This is a genomic window from Peribacillus sp. GL_122, from assembly GCF_057835005.1.
In genome coordinates this window covers 3,193,346-3,215,158 of record NZ_CM174415.1, presented here as the reverse complement: position 1 = coordinate 3,215,158, position 21,813 = coordinate 3,193,346, and the positions used below count along the sequence as shown (strand labels likewise).

Below are 21,813 nucleotides of genomic sequence, written 5' to 3'. Positions count from 1 at the left end.
GTGACAAAATGGGCGAGTTTAAAACACTTTACTTAAGTACGAAAGATAGTGTAGCTGTCGCTTTATCCGAAATCCCTGCAAACACATCAGTAGTTGTGAAGGCAGACCTTGAAGAACTTGTCGTACCCATTCTTGAACCGATTCGTTTTGGACATAAGTTCGCAGTCAAAGCCATCGAACAAGGAGCAGACATATTTAAATATGGGGAAGTCATAGGGGCAGCCTCAGCTTTTATTCCCGCTGGTGCACATGTTCATGTACACAATTTAGAAGGTAAAAGAGGAAGGGGTGACAAAATTGCTGAATGAAAAAATGCAGTTTTGGGGCTACCGCCGTCCGGATGGCCGCGTCGGAGTCCGGAATCATGTACTGATTTTGCCAACGATAACATGCGCAACCCAAACTGCACAGCGCGTCACAGAATTGGTGAGCGGAACCGTCACATTCATTCATCAGCATGGCTGTGCGCAAGTGGGCTCTGATTTTGATCAAACGGCCAGAACCTATGCGGGAATGGGGATGAATCCAAATGTATATGGTGTCATAGTACTCGGTCTTGGCTGTGAAACACATCAGGCGCACCGTATTGGAGATGAAATTGCTAAATGCGGTAAACCAGTGGAAACTGTATCGATTCAGGAACATGGCGGCACTCTTCAAACCATTGCCGAAGTAGCTAAAATTGCGGTCAAAATGGTTCAGGATGCCTCAATGGTGCAGCGGGAATTATGTGATTTTAGCGAGCTGATTGTCGGCACGGAATGCGGTGGGTCTGATGCATGTTCAGGCTTATCGGCTAACCCGGCAGTCGGACGTACAAGCGATTTGGTTGTTCAGCAGGGGGGAACCGCAATATTAGCGGAAACGACTGAACTTATCGGTGCAGAGCATTTGATCGCTAACCGGGCGGCAAACGACCAGGTAGCCAAAAAAGCTTATACGGTTATTAAAATGATGGAAGACCGCTCGATTCAAATGGGCGTAGACATCCGCACCGGAAATCCGAGTCCGGGAAACATTGAGGGAGGTCTCAGCTCAATCGAAGAAAAATCACTGGGGGCAGCGACAAAATCAGGCACAACCAGGCTGGAAGAGGTCATTGATTATGCCCAGGTGCCCACAAAAAAAGGGCTCGTATGGATGGATACGCCTGGCCACGACATTGAGCAATTGACGGGTATGGTCGCAGGCGGTGCCCAAATCGTTCTCTTTACAAGTGGAAGAGGGACGCCAACAGGTTCTCCTATAACACCCGTCATAAAAATCTCAACTAATACTCCAATGTTTGACAGGATGAATGAAAATATGGATTTAAATGCAGGTACGATTGTTGATGGTTTAGAAACCGTTGATGAGGTGGGAAGTCGCATCATGCAAGAAATTCAACATGTTTCAAACGGAAAACTAACAAAAGCGGAGATCTTAAAGCAGCATGACTTTGGTATTTGGAGAATTGGACCGACATTCTAAAACGAAAAAGGAGCTAAAGATTATGATATCAACTACATTTGCAACGAAGACATATAAAAATTTCATTAATAATGAGTGGGTGGATGCATCTTCTGGAAATACAATCGAAAGCATTAATCCTGCGGACAAAGAACCGGTTGGCTACGTTCAAAGCTCAACCGGAGATGACTTAAACAAGGCTGTAGCTTCTGCGCATAAGGCAAAGAGGGATTGGCGCAGGCTCGGGCAGTCTGCACGTGGGCAAATCCTTTTCAAAACGGCTAATATATTGGAAGAAAATCTAGATGAAATTGCCGAAACCATGACTCGCGAAATGGGTAAAACGTTACCTGAAGCAAAAGGGGAAACGGCACGAGGTGTTGCGATCCTCCGTTACTATGCTGGTGAAGGGATGCGGAAAGACGGCGATGTTATACCATCATCCGATAAAGATGCCCTAATGTTTACAAAACGCTCCCCACTTGGTGTTGTCGGGATAATCACACCATGGAACTTCCCGGTTGCAATTCCCATCTGGAAAATGGCTCCAGCTCTTGTATATGGCAATACAATCGTATGGAAACCCGCTACGGAAGGGGCCGTTACAGCAGCGAAAGTCATGGAATGCTTTACCAAAGCAGGCTTCCCAGAGGGTGTTGTGAATTTTATTACCGGTAAAGGATCAATCATTGGCCAGGGGCTCATCGATCATCCGCTTTTAAATGCAATCACCTTTACCGGTTCTGAAAGTGTCGGTCAGAGCGTCGCAAAATCAGCTTCCGCCCGCGGCATAAAATATCAGCTTGAAATGGGAGGCAAGAATCCAGTCATCGTGACGAAAGATGCAAACATCGACCAGGCAGTCGAGGCGGTCATCAACGGTGGATTTCGTTCCTCCGGCCAAAAATGCACAGCTTCTAGCCGTGTGGTTGTTGAATCATCGGTCTATGATGTATTTAAACAAAAACTAGTTGAAGCAGCAGCGGAAATAACGGTTGGCAACGGCCTTCAAGAGGGAATTTGGATGGGTCCCTGTGCAAGCGAAAGCCAGTTCAATACGGTGAAAGAGTACATTGAAAAAGGCAAGCAGGAGGGTGCAAAACTCATACATGGCGGGGAGATATTAACTGGCGGTGACTATGATAGGGGCTTTTTCATTACACCAGCGATTTTTGAAGATGTGACGACGGATATGGTGATAGCGCAGGCAGAAATTTTTGGACCAGTTATCGCGCTTATGAAAGCTAGCGATCTTGTCGAAGCGATAGACATGGCAAATAATACGAAATACGGATTGAGTGCTTCAATCTTCACATCAAATATTAGCTCGATTCTGGAATTCATCGATGAAATTGAAGCAGGGCTTGTCCGTATTAACGCAGAAAGTGCGGGCGTGGAATTGCAAGCCCCATTCGGAGGCATGAAAGCATCGAGCACGGGTTCGCGAGAGCAAGGTGAAGCGGCGAAAGAATTTTATACAGCCATAAAAACGGTTTTTATTAAAGGTTCTTAATAAGAGTAAGAGAGGTTTCCATGTTTGAAAATCTCTCTTTCTTCCAAAAAAACAATGCGAGGTGCTTGATGAAAATCATAAAAATTTCTTTATACAAAGTTCCACCCCGCTGGCTGTTTTTAAAAATCGATACGGATGAAGGCATTTCCGGCTGGGGAGAGCCTGTCGTGGAAGGCCGTGCTGAAACGGTTAAAGCAGCAGTTAACGAATTGACCGATTATTTGATTGGGAGAAATCCGAACGACATTGAAGACATCTGGCAAACACTTTATCGAGGTGGATTTTACCGTGGGGGGCCAATTTTAATGAGTGCCATTTCTGGCATTGAGCAGGCACTATGGGATATAAAAGGAAAATACTTCAATATTCCTGTATACCAAATGCTCGGCGGTAAAGCACGCCAAAAAATTAAAGTGTACTCATGGGTCGGAGGAGATCGACCAGTGGATGTCGTTGCTGCTGCAATCGAAAAACAGAAGGAGGGCTTCCTTGCTGTCAAAATGAACGCATCAGAAGAAATGAATTACATTGATAGCTTTTCGAAAGTAGAGGCGGTCATCGAACGCGTTGCATCAATTAGGGAAGCGGTTGGCAAAGACTTTGGCATTGGTGTGGATTTTCATGGAAGGATTCATAAAACGATGGCAAAGGCGATTGTGAAAGAACTTGAACCGTACCATCCAATGTTCATTGAAGAGCCGGTGCTTCCGGAAAATAATGAAGCACTTCGTGAGATTGCCTGGCATACTACGTGCCCGATTGCGACGGGTGAAAGGATGTATACACGCTGGGGCTTTAAGCAGCTTCTTCAAGATGGCTATGTGGATATTATTCAGCCGGATCTATCCCACACAGGTGGTATTTTAGAAGGAAAAAAAATTGCCGCGATGGCAGAAGCCTATGATGTAGCGATCGCTCCGCACTGCCCGCTCGGTCCGATGACTCTCGCTTCATCAATTCATTTGGACGCAACGACACCGAATTTCATTATTCAAGAGCAAAGCCTTGGTATTCATTACAACGAAGGCATGGACATTCTCGATTATACGAAAAATCCAGAATTATTCGACTATGAAAATGGTTATGTGAACATTCCGGATAAACCGGGTCTTGGTGTGGAAATCGATGAGGAAAAAGTGAAGCAGGCAGCAGAAACCGGACATGATTGGAAAAACCCCATCTGGCGTAATGAAGACGGGAGTATCGCTGAATGGTAATAAAAGGAGGAAAAACAATGGACTTTCATGGCATCATTCCACCGGTAGTCACCTTATTTGATGAAACGGGGAACTTAGATATGGCGCTGAACAGAAGCTATATCGACCTATTAATCTCACGGAATATAGACGGTATTTTATTGATGGGAAGTTCAGGTGAGTTCTCATCGCTTACAACAGAAGAAAGAAAATTATATGTACGCGAAATGATAAAGCATATTAACAACCGAGTGCCTGTTATGGTCGGGGTGGGGCATACCGCATTAAAAGAGGTGCAAGAACTGACTTCTTATGCAGAAGAGCATGGAGCGAACGGCGTTCTCGTAGTCAACCCATATTACTGGAAGCTGTCTGACGAGCAATTATACCGACATTTTTCCAGTGTAGCGAATCATACTAATCTGCAAGTTTTCATTTATAATATACCGCTCCTGACAGGTCAAAATTTATCAATCGAATTGATTAAAAAATTAGCTGAAGATCATTCAAACATTGCTGGAATTAAAGAGACGGTCAGTGATTTCGGGCACCTTCGTCAAGTGCTGGCGGAAGTGAAGAAAGTTCGCAGTGATTTCCGCGTCTTCTCTGCTTTTGACGAACACTTGCTTCCGGCTCAAATGATTGGTGCAGCGGGAAGCATTAATGGAAGCGCTGTCTTTGCACCGGAAATTTCCGTTGATTTATATCAATCGTATCATAAAGGTGACCTTGCTGAAGCACAGAAAAAGCATCAAGTGATTTCAAAACTGATGGATGTGTACAATTACGGTCCGACATTTTTTACTGCCATGAAAGAAGCAGTTCATCAGCGCTGGTTTGATGTTGCGGCTGGACACCGTGCACCCTGCGACGTATACCCTGCTGATTTGAGCGACAAAGTAGCTGCTCTTTTAAAAAATATAAATATGAAAGAAGGCGTCCAAAAATGAAAGAATCACGAGACTTGCTCGAACAATTAGGCTACCCATCAACTGATCTTAAAGACCTTCCTACATCAACGAAAACATTTCCAGACGGTGCTCAATACCGCATTGAACTCCCAAGCGTAGAAGGTCCAATAGCACTAAAAGAAACATTGAAAGAAATTGACCGACTCGGCTTGACTATTCACCGAATATCTCAAGGCAGCGGTATCATGCTTCAAACGGATGAAGAAATTATAGAAATGTGTAAAATGACAGCAGAGCGAGGCATGGAACTGAGTTTGTTTGTCGGTCCCAGGGGTTCATGGGATGTCAGTGCGGGACCGCTTACGCCAGGAGGCAAATCTCAGGGAATCCGCCATGAGGGCTCCGATCAGCTTGTTTATGCCATGGAAGACCTGAAAAGAGGGGCTGCACTAGGTCTTCGCGGTGCGTTAGTTGCGGATGAAGGACTCCTTCTTTTAACGAAAGAAATGAAAAAATACGGACAGCTTCCGGAAGACTTTGTTGTTAAAGTATCGGTTCAAATGGGGTCAGCCAATCCAGTATCCGTCAAATTAATGGAAGACATCGGTGCGGATACCTACAACGTGCCACCTGCATTAACGCTGTCTAAACTTGCAGCGATCCGACAATCAATAGACATTCCAATTGATTTATACGTTGAAGTTCCGGATACCTTCGGAGGCTTTCTTCGCTATTATGAAATACCGGAAATAATCCGTGTGTTGGCGCCTGTTTACATCAAATTCGGCCTTCGTAATCACCCAGATGTATACCCCTCAGGGAAACAATGGGAAAGTACGAACATCTCACTTACAAAGGAACGTGTACGCCGTGCCGCAATTGGTATTCAAATGATCGAACGATACTATCCAGAAGCAAAAACATCGAAACTCGGTGCAAAAGGACTCGGAATTGCGAAAATTGAAAAGGCAGCAGCGAAATAGATGATATTAACGTGAGGGATCCCCTCTGATATTCACGTATTTGTTACTAAAAAGGAGTTGGGCACAAATGTCCTTTAAAATATTATTAACGGATTACGAATTTGAACATTTGAAATATGAAGAAGAGATTTTTCAAGAAAGCGGTCTTGAAATCGAATTCATCAAAGCGCAATGCAAAACTGAAGAAGAAGTAATGGAGCAGGCAAAAGAAGTGGATGCAATTTTAAATCAATATGCTCCTATCTCACGCCGAGTTATTGATTCGCTTGAAAACACGAAAATCATTTCCCGTTACGGTGTTGGCGTCAATACAATTGATCTCAATGCGGCTAAGGAAAAGGGGATTACTGTCGCCAATGTACCGGATTATGGCATGGAAGAAGTATCGAATCATGCATTGGCACTTTTACTTTCTTCGGCGCGGAAAGTGACACTGTTAAACAAGGAAGTGAAAAAAGGTAACTGGGACTTTAAAGTGTGTGTCCCGATTCATCGCTTTAACGAGCAAACTGTTGGGGTTCTAGGCTTTGGCCGGATTCCGCGCCGTTTCATTGAAAAGGTGAAACCGCTCGGCTTTAAAACTGCTGCTTACGATCCTTTCGTATCGGCGTCCGACATGGATGCGGTTGGGGTTCAAAAAATGGAACTCGACGAAATTATAGCAGAAGCCGATTATTTGTCGATCCATGTGCCCTTAATTGATGATACATACCATCTGATTAATGAGGAGCGCCTTAAACAAATGAAGAGAAATGCGGTTATCATTAACACGGCACGTGGACCGATAATCGATGAAAAAGCACTTTCTGATGCACTTGAAAAAGGAGTAATTGCAGGTGCAGCACTTGATGTGACAGAGAATGAGCCGGTCAGCACCGATAGCCCGCTGCTCACAATGGACAATGTCATCATTACGCCTCACAGCGCCTGGTATTCAGAGGAAGCAATGGTTGAACTTCGTCAAAAGGCAGCGAGAAATATCGTTCAGGTGCTAAACGGAGAAATAACACCATACGCTTTGACTTAGGAAAGGGGAAAAAATATGAAAATAGCGACTTTTTCCGTACAAACCGAACAACACATCGGTCTTGTTAAAAATGATCAAATTATTAGTTTAACGGCTCTCGGTCCAGAAGAATTTCCAGCTTGCATGAAAAAATTCATAGAACGAAGCAGCGAGTTAAGAACACGTGCTGAACAGTTAATTGAGCAACGGGTTAATGACGATGCAATATTCAATCTGTCAGAAGTAAAAATCCTCCCGCCAATCGCAAAGCCGGATAAAATCATTTGCGTAGGACTTAACTATTTTGATCATTGCAAGGAAACGGGGATGGAGCCTCCTGAATCACCGGTCATTTTTTCAAAATATTCAAATGCCATTGCCGGTCATAATGATGCGATTGAAATTCCAATTAATTCAACCGCGGTCGACTTTGAAGCAGAGCTTGCATTTGTCATTGGAAGAGAAGCGAAACATGTATCAGAAGAAGAAGCGAATGACTACATCTTTGGCTATACAATCATGAATGATATTAGCGCCCGAGACTTGCAATTTCAGGATGGCCAGTGGTCGAGAGGCAAAACGGCGGACACATTTGCTCCATTTGGTCCTGTTATCGTGACACAAGATGAAGTGGGTGACCCCCACAATCTAGCGATTTCGCTTGAATTAAACGGTGAAATTATGCAGGATTCAAATACAAGCAACCTAATTTTTACGGTTCCGAAAATCATATCATTTTTATCACAGTCCATGACACTAATGCCAGGTGATTTGATTGCAACTGGCACGCCACCAGGCGTTGGAATGGGAAGGAATCCGAAAACCTGGTTGAAAAAAGGTGACCGGATGAACGTCAGTATTGAGAAAATCGGTACGCTTTCTAATCACGTAATAGCATGACAAGAGAAAGTAGGTGATGATATGGATGTTGTAACCATCGGAGAAACAATGACAGTGTTTACCCCGAATGAAGAAGGTCCACTTCGCCACGCCCGTTCTTTTTCAATGAAGTTTGGCGGTGCGGAATCCAATGTCGCGATCGGGTTAAGCCGACTCGGTCATAGGTCACGCTGGATTAGCCGTCTCGGCGAGGATGAATTTGGCGATGCCATGCAATCGTTCATTCGCGGAGAAGGCGTTGATGTCTCTTATGTAACAAGAGACCCAGATGCGCCTACCGGAGTCTTTTTTAAAGAATTCAGACGGCTGAATGATACTAGAGTTTATTATTACAGGAAAGATTCGGCAGCTAGCAAAATGACAGCGGAATTACTAACTGATCTTGCCATCCAAGACGCAGCTTATCTCCATATTACCGGAATTACCCCTGCACTAGGGAATTCGTGTCAGTCGCTCTTGGATAAAGCGATCCGCATTGCTAAAGAAAACGGAACAAAAATCGTCTTCGATCCGAATATTCGCTTGAAAATATGGTCGGATGAAAATGAAGCACGTCACATCATAACAAAGTACGCCTCGAAAAGTGATATCGTCATGCCCGGGGTGGCCGAAGCCGAATTTTTATTCGGCTCCCATACTCCGGAGTTATTTGTCGATCATTTTCATGAACTCGGTGTCGAAACAGTTTTACTTAAATTGGGCAAAGAGGGCTCTTTAATTTCAGCCCCGACTGTACCGAAAACATACGTTCCTGGATTCTTTGTGGAACGGGTCGTGGATCCCATCGGTGCTGGTGATGCTTTTGCATCCGGTGTACTTTCCGGCCTGCTTGATGGACTGCCGCTAGATGAAGCTGCAAGGCGTGGAAATGCCATGGGAGCAATGGCAACGATGGTAAATGGCGATGTTGAGGGTTTGCCGGTCCGTGCCGACCTCGCTTTGTTCATGAGTGGCGGCACTGATGATGTGACGAGGTAGAAAGGTGGAAAAAATGACTAAACTTGAAGAGCTTAAACATGGGAAGCTGGTCGCCGTCATTCGCGGTGCACGCCCAGATCAAATTATACCAATTGCCCGGGCCCTGAAAGAGGGCGGCATCCGAACGCTAGAAATAACAGTGGAAACTCCCAAAGTGTGCCATTTAATTGAAAGAGTGAAAGAGGAGTTCGGTGATGATATCATAGCGGGTGCCGGTACAGTATTGGATCCTGAAACGGCCCGTGCGGTCATCATGGCAGGGGCGGAATTCATCTTTTCTCCAACCGTCAATGTCAAAACGATTAAAATGGCGAAGCGCTATGGCGTTATTAGTATTCCTGGTGCGCTCACACCAACCGAAATATTGACTGCTTATGAGCATGGAGCTGACATTATCAAAGTTTTCCCGGCAGATGCACTGGGTGTTAGCTACTTTAAAAATCTTAAAGGACCGCTTCCTCACATTCCCCTTATGCCAACTGGCGGTGTCAACCTTGACAACCTTGCATCTTTTTTTAAGGCAGGGGCCATCGCGGCGGGACTTGGTGGTTCATTGATCAATCCTACGAAATTGATTACGGGTGAAGATTATACCAGGCTGACAGAAACGGCAAAAAAATTTTCAGCTATCGTACAAAAAAGCTAAAGCAATCCGTCGCTTATATGAATTTCAGTCCAATAGGCGCTGGGAATGAAAGTATGAATGTGTTTATTTCCTCCTTCTAACCAATTTGATGTATCTCTTTCAATCTTTTAGTAGTCCATCAAGGGTTTTATTTCTGGTGGACAGTAGATAAATTCAGACAAATAGAAAGGGGAAAAGTGCTATGTTACAAGAAAAGTATAGAAATCTGCAGGGGATTCTCCAAAAAATGGAGTCGGTGGTGGTCGCTTTTTCAGGAGGGGTGGACAGCACTTTTTTGCTAAATGTTGCTATTGATACTTTGGGTTATGATAATGTGTTAGCCATTACAGCAGATTCGGAAACCTATCCGTCGAGTGAGTTGAAAGAAGCCATTATGCTATCAAAATGGATTGGTGCCAACCATCGAGTCATTCAGACTTCGGAGTTGGCCATTCCTGGATATTCAGAAAATAATCAGAATCGCTGTTACTTTTGTAAAAGTAGTTTATTTGACCACCTGCTTCCTATTCTTGAAGAATATGAATTTAATAATATAATTTATGGAGTCATCGCTGATGATGCTAACGAATTTCGTCCAGGCATGAAAGCAGCTAAAGAAAAAGGAATCAGGGGACCTCTTCTAGAAGCCGGTTTATTCAAAGAAGAAATAAGAGAATTGTCCAAGCAAGCCGGTTTGCCAACCTGGGATAAACCATCATTCGCTTGCCTATCTTCACGCATTGCATATGGCGATATCATTACGAAGGAAAAATTGACGAAAGTGGATAAATCAGAAGCTTACTTAAAATCATTGGATATTCATCAGGTAAGAGTCAGGACGCATGAGGATACTGCCCGAATTGAAGTTGAACCCGTTGATATGCCGCGAGTGCTCCAATACCATGTGGCGATCACGAAACGACTGAAGCAATTTGGTTATAAGTATGTATCAATGGATCTCACGGGCTATACAAGTGGAAGTATGAATATAGCACTTAAAAAGGAAGAAAAGTTATGATTGATGATATTTTAGAGCAGGTTCAAAATGGTTCATTGACAGCAGCTGAAGCAAAGGAAAAACTTGCATCATATGAAAATTTAGGGTTTGTAAAAATTGATCATCATCGTAAAAGGAGACAAGGCTTTCCCGAAATTGTGTTTGGAGAAGGTAAAACAGCTGAGCAAATTTTAACGATTGTACAATCACTGCGGACAAGGAATGATTCTGTGCTTGTGACTCGAATTTCTCGGGAAAAAGCAGTATTTGTACAAAAAGAATGCAGTGAATTTGAGTATAACGATATGGCACGGACACTTGCTTGGGTTAAAGAAAAACCTAAATCCGTTGGTTCATATATTGCAATTGTGTGCGCCGGTACATCAGATTTGTCCGTTGCTGAAGAAGCTGCCGTGACGGCCGAAACACTAGGTGTTCCAGTCAGGCGTATATACGATGTTGGTGTTGCTGGGCTGCACCGCCTCCTTGATAATATAGACGAGATACGAGGGGCTACCGTATCAGTTTGTGTAGCGGGGATGGAAGGGGCACTCCCAAGTGTGTTAGGAGGCCTTGTCACGAATCCAATTATTGCTGTTCCGACAAGTATCGGTTACGGTGCCAATCTTAACGGTTTATCGGCACTTTTATCAATGCTTAATTCATGCGCATCGGGTGTAAGTGTGGTGAACATCGATAATGGATTTGGTGCAGCCTACAATGCAGCGATTATATACAAACTTGTACATAAAAAGGAGATCAATGATGATGAGGACATTATATTTTGACTGCTTTTCCGGCATAAGCGGAGATATGGTTATTGGTGCATTGATTGATGCAGGTGCAGACCCTTTACAAATGGAAGAAGAGTTAAAAAAGCTGAATATAGATGAAGAATATAGTCTGTCATGGGGGAAAGTCGTCAAAAATGGCATTACGAGTACTAAATTTGATGTCATTCTTACCAGTAAATCAGAGCAACCACATGAACACAGCCACAGTCATGGACATGAACACAGCCACAGTCATGGACATGAACACAGCCATAGTCATGGACATGAACACAGCCACAGCCACAGTCATGGACATGAACACAACCACAGTCATGAAACCGAACCCAACCATAGCCATGCACCTCACAATCATCATGGTAGCCGCACCTACAAACAAATTGTAGAAGCTATCAATGAGGCAAACCTTAATGAATCGGTAACAAACATGTCACTCGCCATATTTAAGAAGATTGGTGAAGCGGAAGGGCACATACACGGGCTTCCGCTTGATAAAGTTCACTTTCATGAGGTAGGAGCTGTAGATTCAATAATAGATATAATCGGGGCTGCAATTTTAATCGATCAGCTAGGTATTGAATCAGTTCAGTCATCAGCCATTCCAACGGGATCTGGACATATACATATTGATCACGGTGTATACCCGGTTCCTGCACCTGCCACACTTGAAATATTAAAGGGGGTACCGATTGCCTCAAACGTTATTCGTTCTGAATTAGCAACACCGACCGGTGCTGCCATCGCTGCGGTTTTAGCTGGAAAATTTGGCACGCTTCCAGCCATGACTGTCGAATCGATTGGCTATGGTGCGGGGACAAAAACATTTGAAAATCATCCGAACGTCCTTCGCATTATTATAGGGGACATCCAATGAAGCGCCCACCTGATCATGAGCATCTTGATGGACAAATGGTAAAAATGGAAGTGAATCTAGATGATATTTCCGGTGAATGGCTTGGTCATGTAATGGATTTGTTGTTTGAATCAGGAGCAAATGATGTATTTTATACTCCAATCTTCATGAAAAAAAATCGACCGGGGGTGTTATTGCAACTTCTCTGTTCACAGCAGGAGATTTCGAAAATCAAGAAGATATTATTTGCTGAAACAACGACTCTCGGTATACGCTACTATCCTCTTACCGTGCACAGGCTCGAACGATCTTTTTTACATGTAGACACACAATGGGGGCAAGTGACGATAAAGAAAGGGTACTATGAGGGCCAACCCATACAGCAGGCACCTGAATATGAAGATTGCCGTAAAATTGCCGTTCAGAACAATATACCTCTTAAAAGGGTGTATGAAGAAGTATGGAAGTGTCTCGGGGAGGTGGTAGAGAAATGAGCTTGGTATCGATTCTTACATTAGGATTCCTATTGGGGATAAAGCATTCGTTAGAGCCGGATCATGTTATTGCAGTAGCAACCACGGCAGGAAAAACGAAAAAATTATCACGGTCCACTCTAACGGGGGTGTATTGGGGAATAGGGCATACATGTACGCTGTTTCTTATAGGTATGCTATTCATTTGGATGAAAGGGGAAATTCCAGAGTCGTTAAGCATGTCGCTGGAATTCGGTGTTGGTATCATGCTTGTTATGCTAGGGGCGAAAAGTTTATTTAAAGCTCGCCCTGATATCACGAACGACAAAGATAGATTTCGTCCTTTTTTGGTGTCCGCTTTAATTGGGTTCGTCCATGGTCTCGCGGGCAGTGCTGCAATGGTCATTCTAACGATGTCGACCGTAACCGGTATAGGTGAAGGATCCATCTATATCATTATATTTGGCGCAGGGACGATTATTGGCATGCTGTGCTTTACAACTTTACTAGGCATACCGTTTGCTTTGAATGGAAAGGACATCGTTTTGAACCGAATCTTCATCAAAATGGCGGGAGCTTTAAGTTTTGCATTCGGACTTTATTATATATACAAATTGGGTGTAACAGAAGGCTTGTTTGCAATCTGGGCTAATTGATTTATTTTTAAGCATGACTGGAATCTCAGGCTGTCTGTAATCTCCGTAGACAGTCTCTTTTATATTTATTAATTCAACAAACAATAAGTCTTCAAGGAGGTTTCTCAGAAAGAAAAGGGCCATAGCTGATAAAAAAGCTTGTCATAATGGGCACACTTCAATGGACATGTCCATGTGAATTTAGGGGTATATTGTAACGGTTATGAATCTCCAATTATTATTCTGCAAGTATGTTTCAAGGGCTTATAATCATCTGTAGATGGAGGAGAGGGTGGACAACATATAATAAGACCCTATGACACTGCTATGCCATTGGGATGGTAGTGTCATAGGGTCTCTTATTCTGGTACGAAGAAAGTTACTGAATCTAGGGGCTGCCGTTGCCGCTAGGCAGATATACGTTTATTTTTCCTTTGAAGAATCCATATTTCAATTGCACCGGAGCCAAGCAATACCCCCGAAACAATGAAGATAAGTCCAATGAAATGTGCAGGCACAATGGCTTCATTAAGGAAAAAAGCTGCCCCTAACAAAGAGAATAAGGTGTTTAAGTTAAGAAATATGGATGATTCGGCTGCGCCTACCTTCCCAATGGCATAATTATAGCTCATGTGCCCGAGGGCAGTAGCAAAAATGGCGGAGAAAATGAAAGCTCCCCAGATGGAGGGTGGTGCAGTTGTCAGTGAAGATAAGCCCTCTGGTTCCTTCCATAAGCTGATGGCAAAAAGAATAAAAGACCCGATCAGCATCATGTAGCCGGTTAGTAATCGTGGATCCATTGTTTTTGAGGCTTTATTGATAAGTATGAAACTTAATGCCTGTGAAAGTATGGAAAGTAAAATATCCACATCCCCCAGATTAATAGAATGAAGTCCTCCACTTCCTGCCATAACGGTAAAACTCACACCCATGGCACCGCATATAAAGCCAAAAAGCCTGATTAAAGTGGGCTTTTTACGAAAGAATATCATGGTCAAGATGACAGTCAAAATTGGCCCCATGCCCAAAATCAGTCCAGCATTCGATGCAGAAGTCTTCGTCAATCCCTCAGCTAAAAAATAATGATGAAAAACGACACTCAAAAGTGCTCCTCCAAAAACGTAAAAAAGTTCACTCTTTTTAGGAAGGCGTATTAGTCCAAAAAAGAAAAGGATAAGAATGACTATAAGAGAAGCAGTAAAAATTCTCAAAGAGGTTATTGTTACGGGCTGTGTATTCGCAACTAAAATTTTAATAACCGAGACATTTAACCCCCATGTAATCATTATTCCGGTAAGTAAGATGTATATTTTCAAAAGACTCATTCCAAACAACCTTTCAAACTTATTTAACAATTGATATATTATACAACTTTCTCCAAATTAATAGCAAAGAGTAAATTTGATAGAAAGCTCTTGGATGAAAAATCAGAAACTCTTAATCATTATAAAAGAGGGAAGAAATAAGTCCTTCCATTTTACCGTAATGTGGTTTTTTACCATAAATTTGGATGGAAAATAATATGAAATATACCAAATAAAAATAAAATTATAAATTATCAAACTTTTCTATTGTTTTTGGTAGGGTTTTCATTTACAATTTCCTTATGATTTACCAAACCGGTTTAGTATTTAACTAAATCGATTTAGTTAATGAAAATGATATGATCAAATGTTTTTTGTTTTTATTTGTGATTGTTCGAAAGAAGGAGGTACTGTATTGTCATCAAAATATGGTGTTTTAACGCTTGGCGACGCCATGATTACGCTAAATCCGGAAGAGACAGGACCTTTAAGATTCGTAAACCGTTTTGAGCGAAAAGTAGGAGGCGCTGAACTGAATTTTGCGATTGGCTGTGCAAGGCTTGGCATGCGGGCAAAGTGGATAAGCCGCTTAGGCAAGGATGAGTTCGGTAAAGTTATATATAATTTCGCTCGCGGGGAAGGCGTGGACATGAGTGATGTTGCCTATGTAAATGGATATCCAACATCTCTTAACTTTAAAGAAATCCGGGAAGATGGTTCCGGAAAGACATTTTATTACCGCTATCAATCTCCCATTTTAACTTTAAACCCGGGAGATATAACAGAGAAGATGTTTGAAGAGATTGATATAGTCCACCTTACTGGAGTGTTTTTGGCTATAGATCCCAAAAATGTGGATATTGCCAAGAGGGTCATGGATATTGCAAAACAAAAAAATATACCTGTTTCTTTTGATCCGAATATCCGCTTAAAGCTATGGTCCATCGAGGAAGCAAGATCAGTTTATTATGATATTTTTCCATATGTTGATATTTTGCTTACAGGTTTGGATGAAATAAGATTGATCATCGGAACGGACTCTAAAGAATCTTTGGCGGAATTCGCAAAGGTGAATGACATTGATCAGCTTGTCATTAAGGACGGGAAACATGGTTCAAAACTATATACCGAAAGTGAATGGCATGAAAAAGAAGCATTCCCAGTTATACCTGTTGATACTGTTGGTGCGGGAGATGGTTATGATGCCGGTTATATTTACGGATATCTTCATGGTTTATCTATTGATGAAAGATTGACATTCGCAAATGGTGTAGGAGCTCTTGTCACCACTGTTGCAGGGGACAATGAAGGGTTACCGTATTTGGATGAAGTAATGCCTTTCATACAGAATGAGGCTGTTATAGAAAGATAGATGACAGAAAGAAATGAGGGGAGAAAATGGCAACAGTAACGATACAAGCCGAGGAAGCAAAACGATTAGTCATTCAACAGCTGACCAAAGAGGGTTTAAATGAAGAAAATGCCGGGAAAATCGCGGAAGTATTGGTTCATGCCGATCTCAGAAACGTCAATTCCCATGGTGTTTTGCGAACAGAGCATTATGTGAACCGTTTACAGGCAGGAGGCATAAATCCCGATGCCCAGATTTCCTTCCAAAAGACAGGGCCAGTTACCGGTGTAGTTGATGGAGATGATGGGTTTGGGCATGTGATTAGCGACGTGGCCATGGACCATGCAATCGAAATGGCTAGAGATAATGGCGTGGGAATGGTGACAGTTTTTAATAGCAGCCATTGCGGGGCACTAAGCTATTTCGTTCAAAAAGCCGCTGATGCAAAGTTGATTGGCATCGCGATGTCACATACCGATAAAATTGTGGTCCCATTCGGAGGAAAAACATCATTTCTTGGTACCAACCCAATCGCTTACGGAGTTCCTGCCAAAACGAAGAAACCCTTTATTCTTGATATGGCAACATCCAATGTTGCGCTGGGGAAAATCCTCCAGGCACGCGAAGAAGGAAAGGAAATCCCTGAAGGATGGGGAGTGGATGAAAATGGAGCTAATGTGACAGACCCGAAGAAAGTCGTTTCCCTTTCCACTTTCGGAGGCCCTAAAGGCTATGGCCTATCCGTAATTGTGGATGTGTTTTCTGGATTATTGGCCGGTGCGGCATTTGGCCCTCACATTGGGAAAATGTATGACGACCTTGATAAGAAACGGAAGCTGGGACATTATTTTTGTGTGATTAATCCTTCGTTCTTTACGGATACTGAAATATTTTTAGAGCAAATGGATCAAATGATCGAAGAGCTGCAACAGGTTGAACCTGCTCCAGGGTTCGATCGCGTATATGTACCGGGTGAGATTGAACAAATCAATGAAGAAAAAAACCTGAAACAAGGGATTACGATAGCATCAAGTGTTTATGAATTTCTTACAAAGTAGGTGGGGAAATGAAAGCGGTTCAAGTACGGAAAGCTCATGAACTTATCATTCAAGAAGTGGAAAAACCTCGGATTTCAAACTCGACGGATGTCCTTGTGAAAGTAAAAAGAGTCGGGATTTGTGGATCGGATATGCATATTTATCATGGTACGAATCCTCTTGCTACACTGCCGCGAGTCGTTGGGCATGAAGTAGCGGGAGAAGTTGTGGAGATAGGTCAAGGTGTCACGGGCATAAAAGTGGGGGACCACGTTGTTATTGAGCCCATCAGTTATTGCGGGGAGTGTTACGCCTGCCGTAAAGGCCGCCAAAATGTTTGTGAAAAACTTTCCGTTTTTGGGGTGCATGAAGATGGTGGGATGAGGGAATGGTTCGTCCTTCCGGAGAAACAATTACATGTTGTGGATCCCGCTTTAGCTTGGGAAGAAATAGTATTGGCTGAGCCATACACAATCGGCGCACAGGCCGTTTGGAGAGGCGAAGTGGAGGAAGGGGAAACAGTGCTTATCCAGGGGGCCGGGCCTATTGGAATTTGCATATTAAAGATGGCAAAGCTTCAAGGAGCATCAGTGATGATCACGGATTTAAGTGATGAGCGTTTGGAATTCGCTAAAGAAAGCGGCGCCGATATCACCGTCCATGCTGGAAAAGAAGATGTTCAAAAACGAGTGGAAGAATGGACGAATGGCGAAGGGGCGAACGTCGTCATTGATGCAGTATGCTTGCCGATGACATTCGAATTGTCCTTCGATGTCGTGTCAACGGCGGGGCGGATTGTCGTACTCGGTTTTGATGAACGTCCTTCATCGGTTTCCCAGCTACCAATCACAAAAAAGGAAGTATCGGTGAAAGGGTCCAGATTGCAAACCGATCAGTTCCCGAAAGTGGTAAAACTTTTAAATGAAGGAAAACTCAGACATGAAGGTTTAGTTACCCATACATTTTCGCTCGATGATATCCAGGAAGCATTTAATTTTGTTGAAAATCATCCCGAACAAGTTCGAAAAGCGATCATCGTTTTTAATTAAGGGGGTAGGAGTTATGGATAAACATTCAATCATACATCGAATAACGGAAACGAAAGTTGTAGCTGTTATCCGGGGACAGGATGCAAAGGAGGCGGCACAACTTTCTAAAGCAGCTGTGGAAGGCGGTATTCAGGCAATCGAATTGACTTATACAACACCGGGAATTGAAGAAGCTTTCAAAGAAATGAAAAATACGGATGCACTATTAGGAGCAGGCTCTGTACTTGATTCTGAAACGGCTCGGCATGCGATTTTAGCTGGCGCCAATTTTATCGTCAGCCCCTATTTTGTCAATGGCGTAGCAGAACTTTGTAATCGATACGGCATTCCCTATATGCCTGGATGCATGACCATTAGAGAAATGGCTACATCATTGGAAGCAGGTTGTGATGTTTTGAAGTTATTTCCGGCAAACCATTTTGAACCTTCTTTCATTAAGTCGGTTAATGGTCCACTCCCCAATGTAAGGATCATGCCAACCGGCGGAATTAATTTGGATAACATGAAGGACTGGCTGAATGCAGGCGCGGTAGCAATCGGGATCGGCAGTGACTTGAACAAAGCCTATCAAAATGGCGGCTATGAAGCCGCAGTGGAATTAAGCCGAAAATACATGCAAAAAATTGCGGAATAATGGAGGTGCATGATGAACATTACATTTAGATGGTACGGGAAAGACAATGATACCGTTACATTGGAGCACATTAAACAGATTCCTGGAGTGAAAGGGATTGTCTGGGCACTTCACCAAAAACCTGTTGGTGAGGTATGGGAAAAGGAAGAAATTCAAGAAGAAATTGAGTATATCCAATCATTTGGTTTTCACACGGATGTCGTAGAAAGTGTAAATGTCCATGAATCGATTAAATTGGGTAATGAAGACCGCATGATATATATAGAGAAATACAAAGAGACGATCCGGAATCTTTCGGAAGCTGGAGTGAAAGTCATTTGTTATAACTTCATGCCGATCTTTGATTGGACTCGGACGGAAATGTTCCATCCTTTGGAAGATGGCTCAACTGCCCTGTTTTATGAAAAAGCGAAAGTGGATACGTTAGAGCCGCAAGATTTAATTCGTACTGTAACGGAAGCTTCAGATTTGACTTTACCAGGTTGGGAACCAGAAAAGATGGATAGAATCTCTGAATTATTCGAAGCTTACAAAACTGTGGACGAAGAGCAGCTATGGGCAAATCTTGAAATATTCCTAAAAGAAATATTACCTGTTGCCGAGGCTTGCGGTATAAAAATGGCAATACACCCGGATGATCCACCATGGTCCATTTTTGGCTTGCCAAGAATCATCACCGGAGAGTCGAGCTATGAAAAATTGATTTCGATTTCGGATTCACCATCGAATGCATTTACCTTGTGTACAGGATCGATGGGGGCAAACCCTGAAAATGATATGGTTCAGGTGGCTAAAAAGTATGCAAACCGTTCGCCTTTCTCCCATATACGCAATGTGAAGATTTATGAAAACGGTGACTTTGTGGAAACATCCCATCATACCCAGGATGGATCGATCAATATACAGGGCGTCGTGGAAGAATTGAATAAGCAAAATTATACTGGTTATGTCAGACCGGATCATGGCCGCCATATATGGGGTGAAGTTTGCCGCCCAGGTTACGGTTTATATGACCGAGCATTGGGAATCATGTATTTGCTCGGATTATGGGATGCATATGAAGCTACTAAATTAGGTGAAAAATCATGATTCCCATTCATGAAAACTTATCGAACAGGGTGGCAGTGATCACTGGAGGCAGCGGTGTTTTATGTTCCAAAATGGCGGTGGAATTGGCCCGTCATGGTGTCAAGATAGCTATATTGAACAGAACGGCGGAAAAAGGGCAAGAAGTGGTCGAACTCATTGAACAAACTGGGGGGACTGCGATTTCCATAGCGGCAGACGTTTTGGATAGAACCTCATTGGAAAATGCAAAAGGGAAAATAATAGAATCGTTCGGAAGAGTGGATCTATTAATAAATGGTGCGGGAGGCAATCACCCTGATGCCATTACAGCTCCAGAGAAATATGGGGAAGAAGCAGAAGGAAAATCCTTTTTTGATTTGGATGAAAATGGTTTCTCCCAGGTTTTTGCCAGTAATTTCACCGGTACATTTTTGGCCAGTCAGGTTTTTGGGAAAGAGTTATTGCAAGTGGAAGCACCTGTTATCGTAAATGTATCTTCCATGAGCGCCTACGCTCCAATGACTAAAGTACCAGCATATAGTGCTGCCAAAGCTTCGATAAATAATTTTACCATGTGGATGGCTGTTCATTTTGCCGAAGAAGGTTTACGGGTGAATGCCATTGCTCCAGGATTCTTTTTGACGAAGCAAAATCGGAATCTTCTGCTTAATGAAGATGGCAGCCTGACGGCAAGATCTAATAAAATAATTACTTCAACACCCATGAAGCGCTTTGGGCAGCCTGAAGATTTACTTGGTACCTTGCTTTGGCTAGTTGATGAATCCTATTCGGGCTTTGTCACAGGAATTACGGTACCAGTCGATGGGGGCTTCATGGCATACTCAGGTGTCTGAATTCGGGGCCAATAAAAAGGCAAACAAGTGACCGTGATTAAATTAGTTCCACGGTATGGGAAATTGACTTTTTTACTGCATCAGAAGGTGATTGTAAAGCTTTCCTTATTATAATAGAATATTCCTTATATATCTAAGCCATTTTGGTAATAGAGAATTGAAACCACACGACAGGAATGAATGAATTGAAAACCATTACAATTACTGATGTTGCCAATCACGCGAAAGTATCAAAAAGCACAGTTTCCCAATACTTGAACAAACGTTACGAATATATGAGTGAAAAAACCAGGAAAAAGATTGAAGAAACTATAGAAGAGTTAAACTATCAGCCTAATATAATAGCACGCAGTTTAAAACAAAAATCCACTTTTACCGTTGGGGTGGTGGTTGCCAATATTCTTCACACGTTTTCAACTCAGGTTATTAGAGCTATAGAAAACTACTTTTATGAACAAGGGTTCCATATTATCGTATGCAATGCAGATGACAATCCTGAGAAGGAAAAGAATTATATTGAAATGCTAAGAGCTAAACAAGTTGATGGGATCATCATATTCCCCACAGGGGACAATCTTGATTTATATCAACGTATGAAGAGTGATCATTTCCCGATTGTTTTCATGGATAGGACGATCGAAGAATTGGATATTGCAACAGTCATGCTCGATAATCACCTTGCTTCCAAGTTAGCGATCGACAGGTTTATTGAAAAGGGTTATGAAACCATTGCAATCATAACCACCTCAATAATACGCGATATTAGTCCTCGTATCGAACGGATCCAAGGGTACAAGGATTCACTCGCGACACATGGGATACCATTTAATTCTGAATATATTAAAACAGTGAACGCAGATGAAATTCCGGTTGCACTTTCAGAATTTTTCGAATTGGAAAAGCCGCCTCAAGCCATTTTGGCAGGAAATGATATCGTACTTAATGAAGTGTTGCGTTATATGAAACAGCACGAAATCAATATACCTGATGACATAGCGGTCATAGGGATCGATGATGTGCCCTATGCCAGTTTCTATACACCGACCATCACAACGGTTAATCAGCCAGCCATTGAAATGGCCAACTTGGCAGCAGAGTTATTGCTTAGTCAAATCAATAAAACAGGAATAGAGGATACAAGCGTGCATCGCTTGAAACCGACTTTGCTTTCAAGGAATTCTTGCTAGAACCCGATGTAAGAATTCC

23 protein-coding genes are annotated in these 21,813 nt (G+C 42.8%); 22 read left to right on the top strand and 1 reads right to left on the bottom strand.

All coding sequences use genetic code 11. From position 1 onward, the window contains the following. The first annotated feature begins 8 nt into the window (after nt 1-8). The 15 genes from AC3ISB_RS15430 to AC3ISB_RS15360 all read left to right on the top strand — a co-directional run bounded on the left by AC3ISB_RS15430 (nt 9) and on the right by AC3ISB_RS15360 (nt 13,331). A complete protein-coding gene (locus AC3ISB_RS15430; protein ID WP_489273670.1) occupies nt 9-308 on the top strand; it encodes a UxaA family hydrolase in 300 nt (99 codons plus the stop codon). Between the two features lie 4 nt (nt 309-312). After that, the gene (locus AC3ISB_RS15425; protein WP_141994834.1) at nt 313-1,470 is read left to right on the top strand and encodes a UxaA family hydrolase; all 1,158 of its coding nucleotides are present in this window, start codon (nt 313-315) and stop codon (nt 1,468-1,470) included. A gap of 22 nt (nt 1,471-1,492) precedes the next feature. Continuing rightward, nucleotides 1,493-2,962, top strand: a complete 1,470-nt coding sequence (gucD, locus tag AC3ISB_RS15420; protein WP_098369634.1) for an alpha-ketoglutaric semialdehyde dehydrogenase GucD — start codon at nt 1,493-1,495, stop codon at nt 2,960-2,962. A 68-nt stretch (nt 2,963-3,030) separates the two neighbouring features. Further along, complete coding sequence (gene dgoD / locus AC3ISB_RS15415) at nt 3,031-4,179, top strand: galactonate dehydratase (RefSeq protein ID WP_489273669.1); 1,149 nt, start codon at nt 3,031-3,033, stop codon at nt 4,177-4,179. 17 nt (nt 4,180-4,196) lie between these two features. Next, nucleotides 4,197-5,108: a dihydrodipicolinate synthase family protein gene (locus AC3ISB_RS15410; RefSeq protein WP_098369636.1), complete on the top strand. Its 912-nt coding sequence runs from the start codon at nt 4,197-4,199 to the stop codon at nt 5,106-5,108. Beyond that, nucleotides 5,105-6,052, top strand: coding sequence for a U32 family peptidase (locus AC3ISB_RS15405; protein WP_144552206.1), 948 nt, complete (start codon nt 5,105-5,107; stop codon nt 6,050-6,052). Before AC3ISB_RS15410 ends, AC3ISB_RS15405 begins: the two co-directional genes overlap by 4 nt. 67 nt (nt 6,053-6,119) lie before the next feature. Next, nucleotides 6,120-7,079 carry a C-terminal binding protein gene (locus tag AC3ISB_RS15400; RefSeq protein WP_098369475.1) on the top strand — a complete coding sequence of 320 codons (960 nt, stop codon included), beginning with the start codon at nt 6,120-6,122 and terminating at the stop codon, nt 7,077-7,079. Between the two features lie 15 nt (nt 7,080-7,094). Beyond that, nucleotides 7,095-7,958: a fumarylacetoacetate hydrolase family protein gene (locus AC3ISB_RS15395; RefSeq protein WP_144527779.1), complete on the top strand. Its 864-nt coding sequence runs from the start codon at nt 7,095-7,097 to the stop codon at nt 7,956-7,958. Between the two features lie 21 nt (nt 7,959-7,979). Continuing rightward, a complete protein-coding gene (locus tag AC3ISB_RS15390; RefSeq protein ID WP_144527778.1) occupies nt 7,980-8,936 on the top strand; it encodes a sugar kinase in 957 nt (318 codons plus the stop codon). Between the two features lie 13 nt (nt 8,937-8,949). Next, nucleotides 8,950-9,582, top strand: a complete 633-nt coding sequence (locus AC3ISB_RS15385; RefSeq protein ID WP_098369478.1) for a bifunctional 4-hydroxy-2-oxoglutarate aldolase/2-dehydro-3-deoxy-phosphogluconate aldolase — start codon at nt 8,950-8,952, stop codon at nt 9,580-9,582. A gap of 181 nt (nt 9,583-9,763) precedes the next feature. Continuing rightward, entirely contained in the window at nt 9,764-10,579 is an 816-nt protein-coding gene (gene larE, locus AC3ISB_RS15380) for an ATP-dependent sacrificial sulfur transferase LarE (RefSeq protein WP_430100145.1), read from the top strand. Next, complete coding sequence (gene larB / locus AC3ISB_RS15375) at nt 10,576-11,346, top strand: nickel pincer cofactor biosynthesis protein LarB (protein WP_098369480.1); 771 nt, start codon at nt 10,576-10,578, stop codon at nt 11,344-11,346. The genes larE and larB overlap by 4 nt, the downstream gene beginning before the upstream one ends. Then, the gene (larC, locus tag AC3ISB_RS15370) at nt 11,327-12,223 is read left to right on the top strand and encodes a nickel pincer cofactor biosynthesis protein LarC (RefSeq protein ID WP_489276944.1); all 897 of its coding nucleotides are present in this window, start codon (nt 11,327-11,329) and stop codon (nt 12,221-12,223) included. The genes larB and larC overlap by 20 nt, the downstream gene beginning before the upstream one ends. After that, on the top strand, nt 12,220-12,696 hold the full coding sequence (larC2, locus tag AC3ISB_RS15365; RefSeq protein ID WP_489273668.1) for a nickel pincer cofactor biosynthesis protein LarC2: 477 nt from the start codon (nt 12,220-12,222) through the stop codon (nt 12,694-12,696). Before larC ends, larC2 begins: the two co-directional genes overlap by 4 nt. Beyond that, complete coding sequence (locus AC3ISB_RS15360; protein WP_141994814.1) at nt 12,693-13,331, top strand: urease accessory protein UreH; 639 nt, start codon at nt 12,693-12,695, stop codon at nt 13,329-13,331. Before larC2 ends, AC3ISB_RS15360 begins: the two co-directional genes overlap by 4 nt. A 386-nt stretch (nt 13,332-13,717) precedes the next feature. Here AC3ISB_RS15360 and AC3ISB_RS15355 read toward each other — a convergent pair whose 3' ends face one another. Continuing rightward, nucleotides 13,718-14,635: a DMT family transporter gene (locus AC3ISB_RS15355; protein WP_098369482.1), complete on the bottom strand. Its 918-nt coding sequence runs from the start codon at nt 14,633-14,635 to the stop codon at nt 13,718-13,720. A 394-nt stretch (nt 14,636-15,029) separates the two neighbouring features. Between AC3ISB_RS15355 and AC3ISB_RS15350 the strand changes: the two genes are divergently transcribed. From AC3ISB_RS15350 to AC3ISB_RS15320, 7 genes are all read left to right on the top strand, one after another. After that, on the top strand, nt 15,030-15,986 hold the full coding sequence (locus AC3ISB_RS15350; RefSeq protein ID WP_141994816.1) for a sugar kinase: 957 nt from the start codon (nt 15,030-15,032) through the stop codon (nt 15,984-15,986). 26 nt (nt 15,987-16,012) lie between these two features. Beyond that, the gene (gene allD, locus AC3ISB_RS15345; protein ID WP_489273667.1) at nt 16,013-17,023 is read left to right on the top strand and encodes an ureidoglycolate dehydrogenase; all 1,011 of its coding nucleotides are present in this window, start codon (nt 16,013-16,015) and stop codon (nt 17,021-17,023) included. Between the two features lie 8 nt (nt 17,024-17,031). Further along, nucleotides 17,032-18,051: a zinc-binding alcohol dehydrogenase family protein gene (locus AC3ISB_RS15340; RefSeq protein WP_141994818.1), complete on the top strand. Its 1,020-nt coding sequence runs from the start codon at nt 17,032-17,034 to the stop codon at nt 18,049-18,051. A 13-nt stretch (nt 18,052-18,064) separates the two neighbouring features. After that, the gene (locus tag AC3ISB_RS15335; RefSeq protein ID WP_141994819.1) at nt 18,065-18,685 is read left to right on the top strand and encodes a bifunctional 2-keto-4-hydroxyglutarate aldolase/2-keto-3-deoxy-6-phosphogluconate aldolase; all 621 of its coding nucleotides are present in this window, start codon (nt 18,065-18,067) and stop codon (nt 18,683-18,685) included. 12 nt (nt 18,686-18,697) lie between these two features. After that, nucleotides 18,698-19,774 (top strand): mannonate dehydratase, encoded by a 1,077-nt coding sequence (gene uxuA / locus AC3ISB_RS15330; protein WP_098369487.1) that lies wholly within the window; start codon nt 18,698-18,700, stop codon nt 19,772-19,774. Continuing rightward, entirely contained in the window at nt 19,771-20,607 is an 837-nt protein-coding gene (locus AC3ISB_RS15325; RefSeq protein WP_098369488.1) for an SDR family oxidoreductase, read from the top strand. Before uxuA ends, AC3ISB_RS15325 begins: the two co-directional genes overlap by 4 nt. Nucleotides 20,608-20,792: 185 nt before the next feature. Beyond that, the gene (locus tag AC3ISB_RS15320; protein WP_377411998.1) at nt 20,793-21,794 is read left to right on the top strand and encodes a LacI family DNA-binding transcriptional regulator; all 1,002 of its coding nucleotides are present in this window, start codon (nt 20,793-20,795) and stop codon (nt 21,792-21,794) included. The last annotated feature ends 19 nt before the right edge of the window (nt 21,795-21,813 follow it).

What these genes read in the sequence shown, in the direction of transcription:
- AC3ISB_RS15430 (WP_489273670.1), top strand. Translation starts at nt 9, where the DNA reads ATGGGCGAGTTTAAAACACTTTACTTAAGTACGAAAGATAGTGTAGCT.
- AC3ISB_RS15425 (WP_141994834.1), top strand. Translation starts at nt 313, where the DNA reads ATGCAGTTTTGGGGCTACCGCCGTCCGGATGGCCGCGTCGGAGTCCGG.
- gucD (WP_098369634.1), top strand. Translation starts at nt 1,493, where the DNA reads ATGATATCAACTACATTTGCAACGAAGACATATAAAAATTTCATTAAT.
- dgoD (WP_489273669.1), top strand. Translation starts at nt 3,031, where the DNA reads ATGAAAATCATAAAAATTTCTTTATACAAAGTTCCACCCCGCTGGCTG.
- AC3ISB_RS15410 (WP_098369636.1), top strand. Translation starts at nt 4,197, where the DNA reads ATGGACTTTCATGGCATCATTCCACCGGTAGTCACCTTATTTGATGAA.
- AC3ISB_RS15405 (WP_144552206.1), top strand. Translation starts at nt 5,105, where the DNA reads ATGAAAGAATCACGAGACTTGCTCGAACAATTAGGCTACCCATCAACT.
- AC3ISB_RS15400 (WP_098369475.1), top strand. Translation starts at nt 6,120, where the DNA reads ATGTCCTTTAAAATATTATTAACGGATTACGAATTTGAACATTTGAAA.
- AC3ISB_RS15395 (WP_144527779.1), top strand. Translation starts at nt 7,095, where the DNA reads ATGAAAATAGCGACTTTTTCCGTACAAACCGAACAACACATCGGTCTT.
- AC3ISB_RS15390 (WP_144527778.1), top strand. Translation starts at nt 7,980, where the DNA reads ATGGATGTTGTAACCATCGGAGAAACAATGACAGTGTTTACCCCGAAT.
- AC3ISB_RS15385 (WP_098369478.1), top strand. Translation starts at nt 8,950, where the DNA reads ATGACTAAACTTGAAGAGCTTAAACATGGGAAGCTGGTCGCCGTCATT.
- larE (WP_430100145.1), top strand. Translation starts at nt 9,764, where the DNA reads ATGTTACAAGAAAAGTATAGAAATCTGCAGGGGATTCTCCAAAAAATG.
- larB (WP_098369480.1), top strand. Translation starts at nt 10,576, where the DNA reads ATGATTGATGATATTTTAGAGCAGGTTCAAAATGGTTCATTGACAGCA.
- larC (WP_489276944.1), top strand. Translation starts at nt 11,327, where the DNA reads ATGAGGACATTATATTTTGACTGCTTTTCCGGCATAAGCGGAGATATG.
- larC2 (WP_489273668.1), top strand. Translation starts at nt 12,220, where the DNA reads ATGAAGCGCCCACCTGATCATGAGCATCTTGATGGACAAATGGTAAAA.
- AC3ISB_RS15360 (WP_141994814.1), top strand. Translation starts at nt 12,693, where the DNA reads ATGAGCTTGGTATCGATTCTTACATTAGGATTCCTATTGGGGATAAAG.
- AC3ISB_RS15355 (WP_098369482.1), bottom strand. Translation starts at nt 14,635, where the DNA reads ATGAGTCTTTTGAAAATATACATCTTACTTACCGGAATAATGATTACA.
- allD (WP_489273667.1), top strand. Translation starts at nt 16,013, where the DNA reads ATGGCAACAGTAACGATACAAGCCGAGGAAGCAAAACGATTAGTCATT.
- AC3ISB_RS15340 (WP_141994818.1), top strand. Translation starts at nt 17,032, where the DNA reads ATGAAAGCGGTTCAAGTACGGAAAGCTCATGAACTTATCATTCAAGAA.
- AC3ISB_RS15335 (WP_141994819.1), top strand. Translation starts at nt 18,065, where the DNA reads ATGGATAAACATTCAATCATACATCGAATAACGGAAACGAAAGTTGTA.
- uxuA (WP_098369487.1), top strand. Translation starts at nt 18,698, where the DNA reads ATGAACATTACATTTAGATGGTACGGGAAAGACAATGATACCGTTACA.
- AC3ISB_RS15325 (WP_098369488.1), top strand. Translation starts at nt 19,771, where the DNA reads ATGATTCCCATTCATGAAAACTTATCGAACAGGGTGGCAGTGATCACT.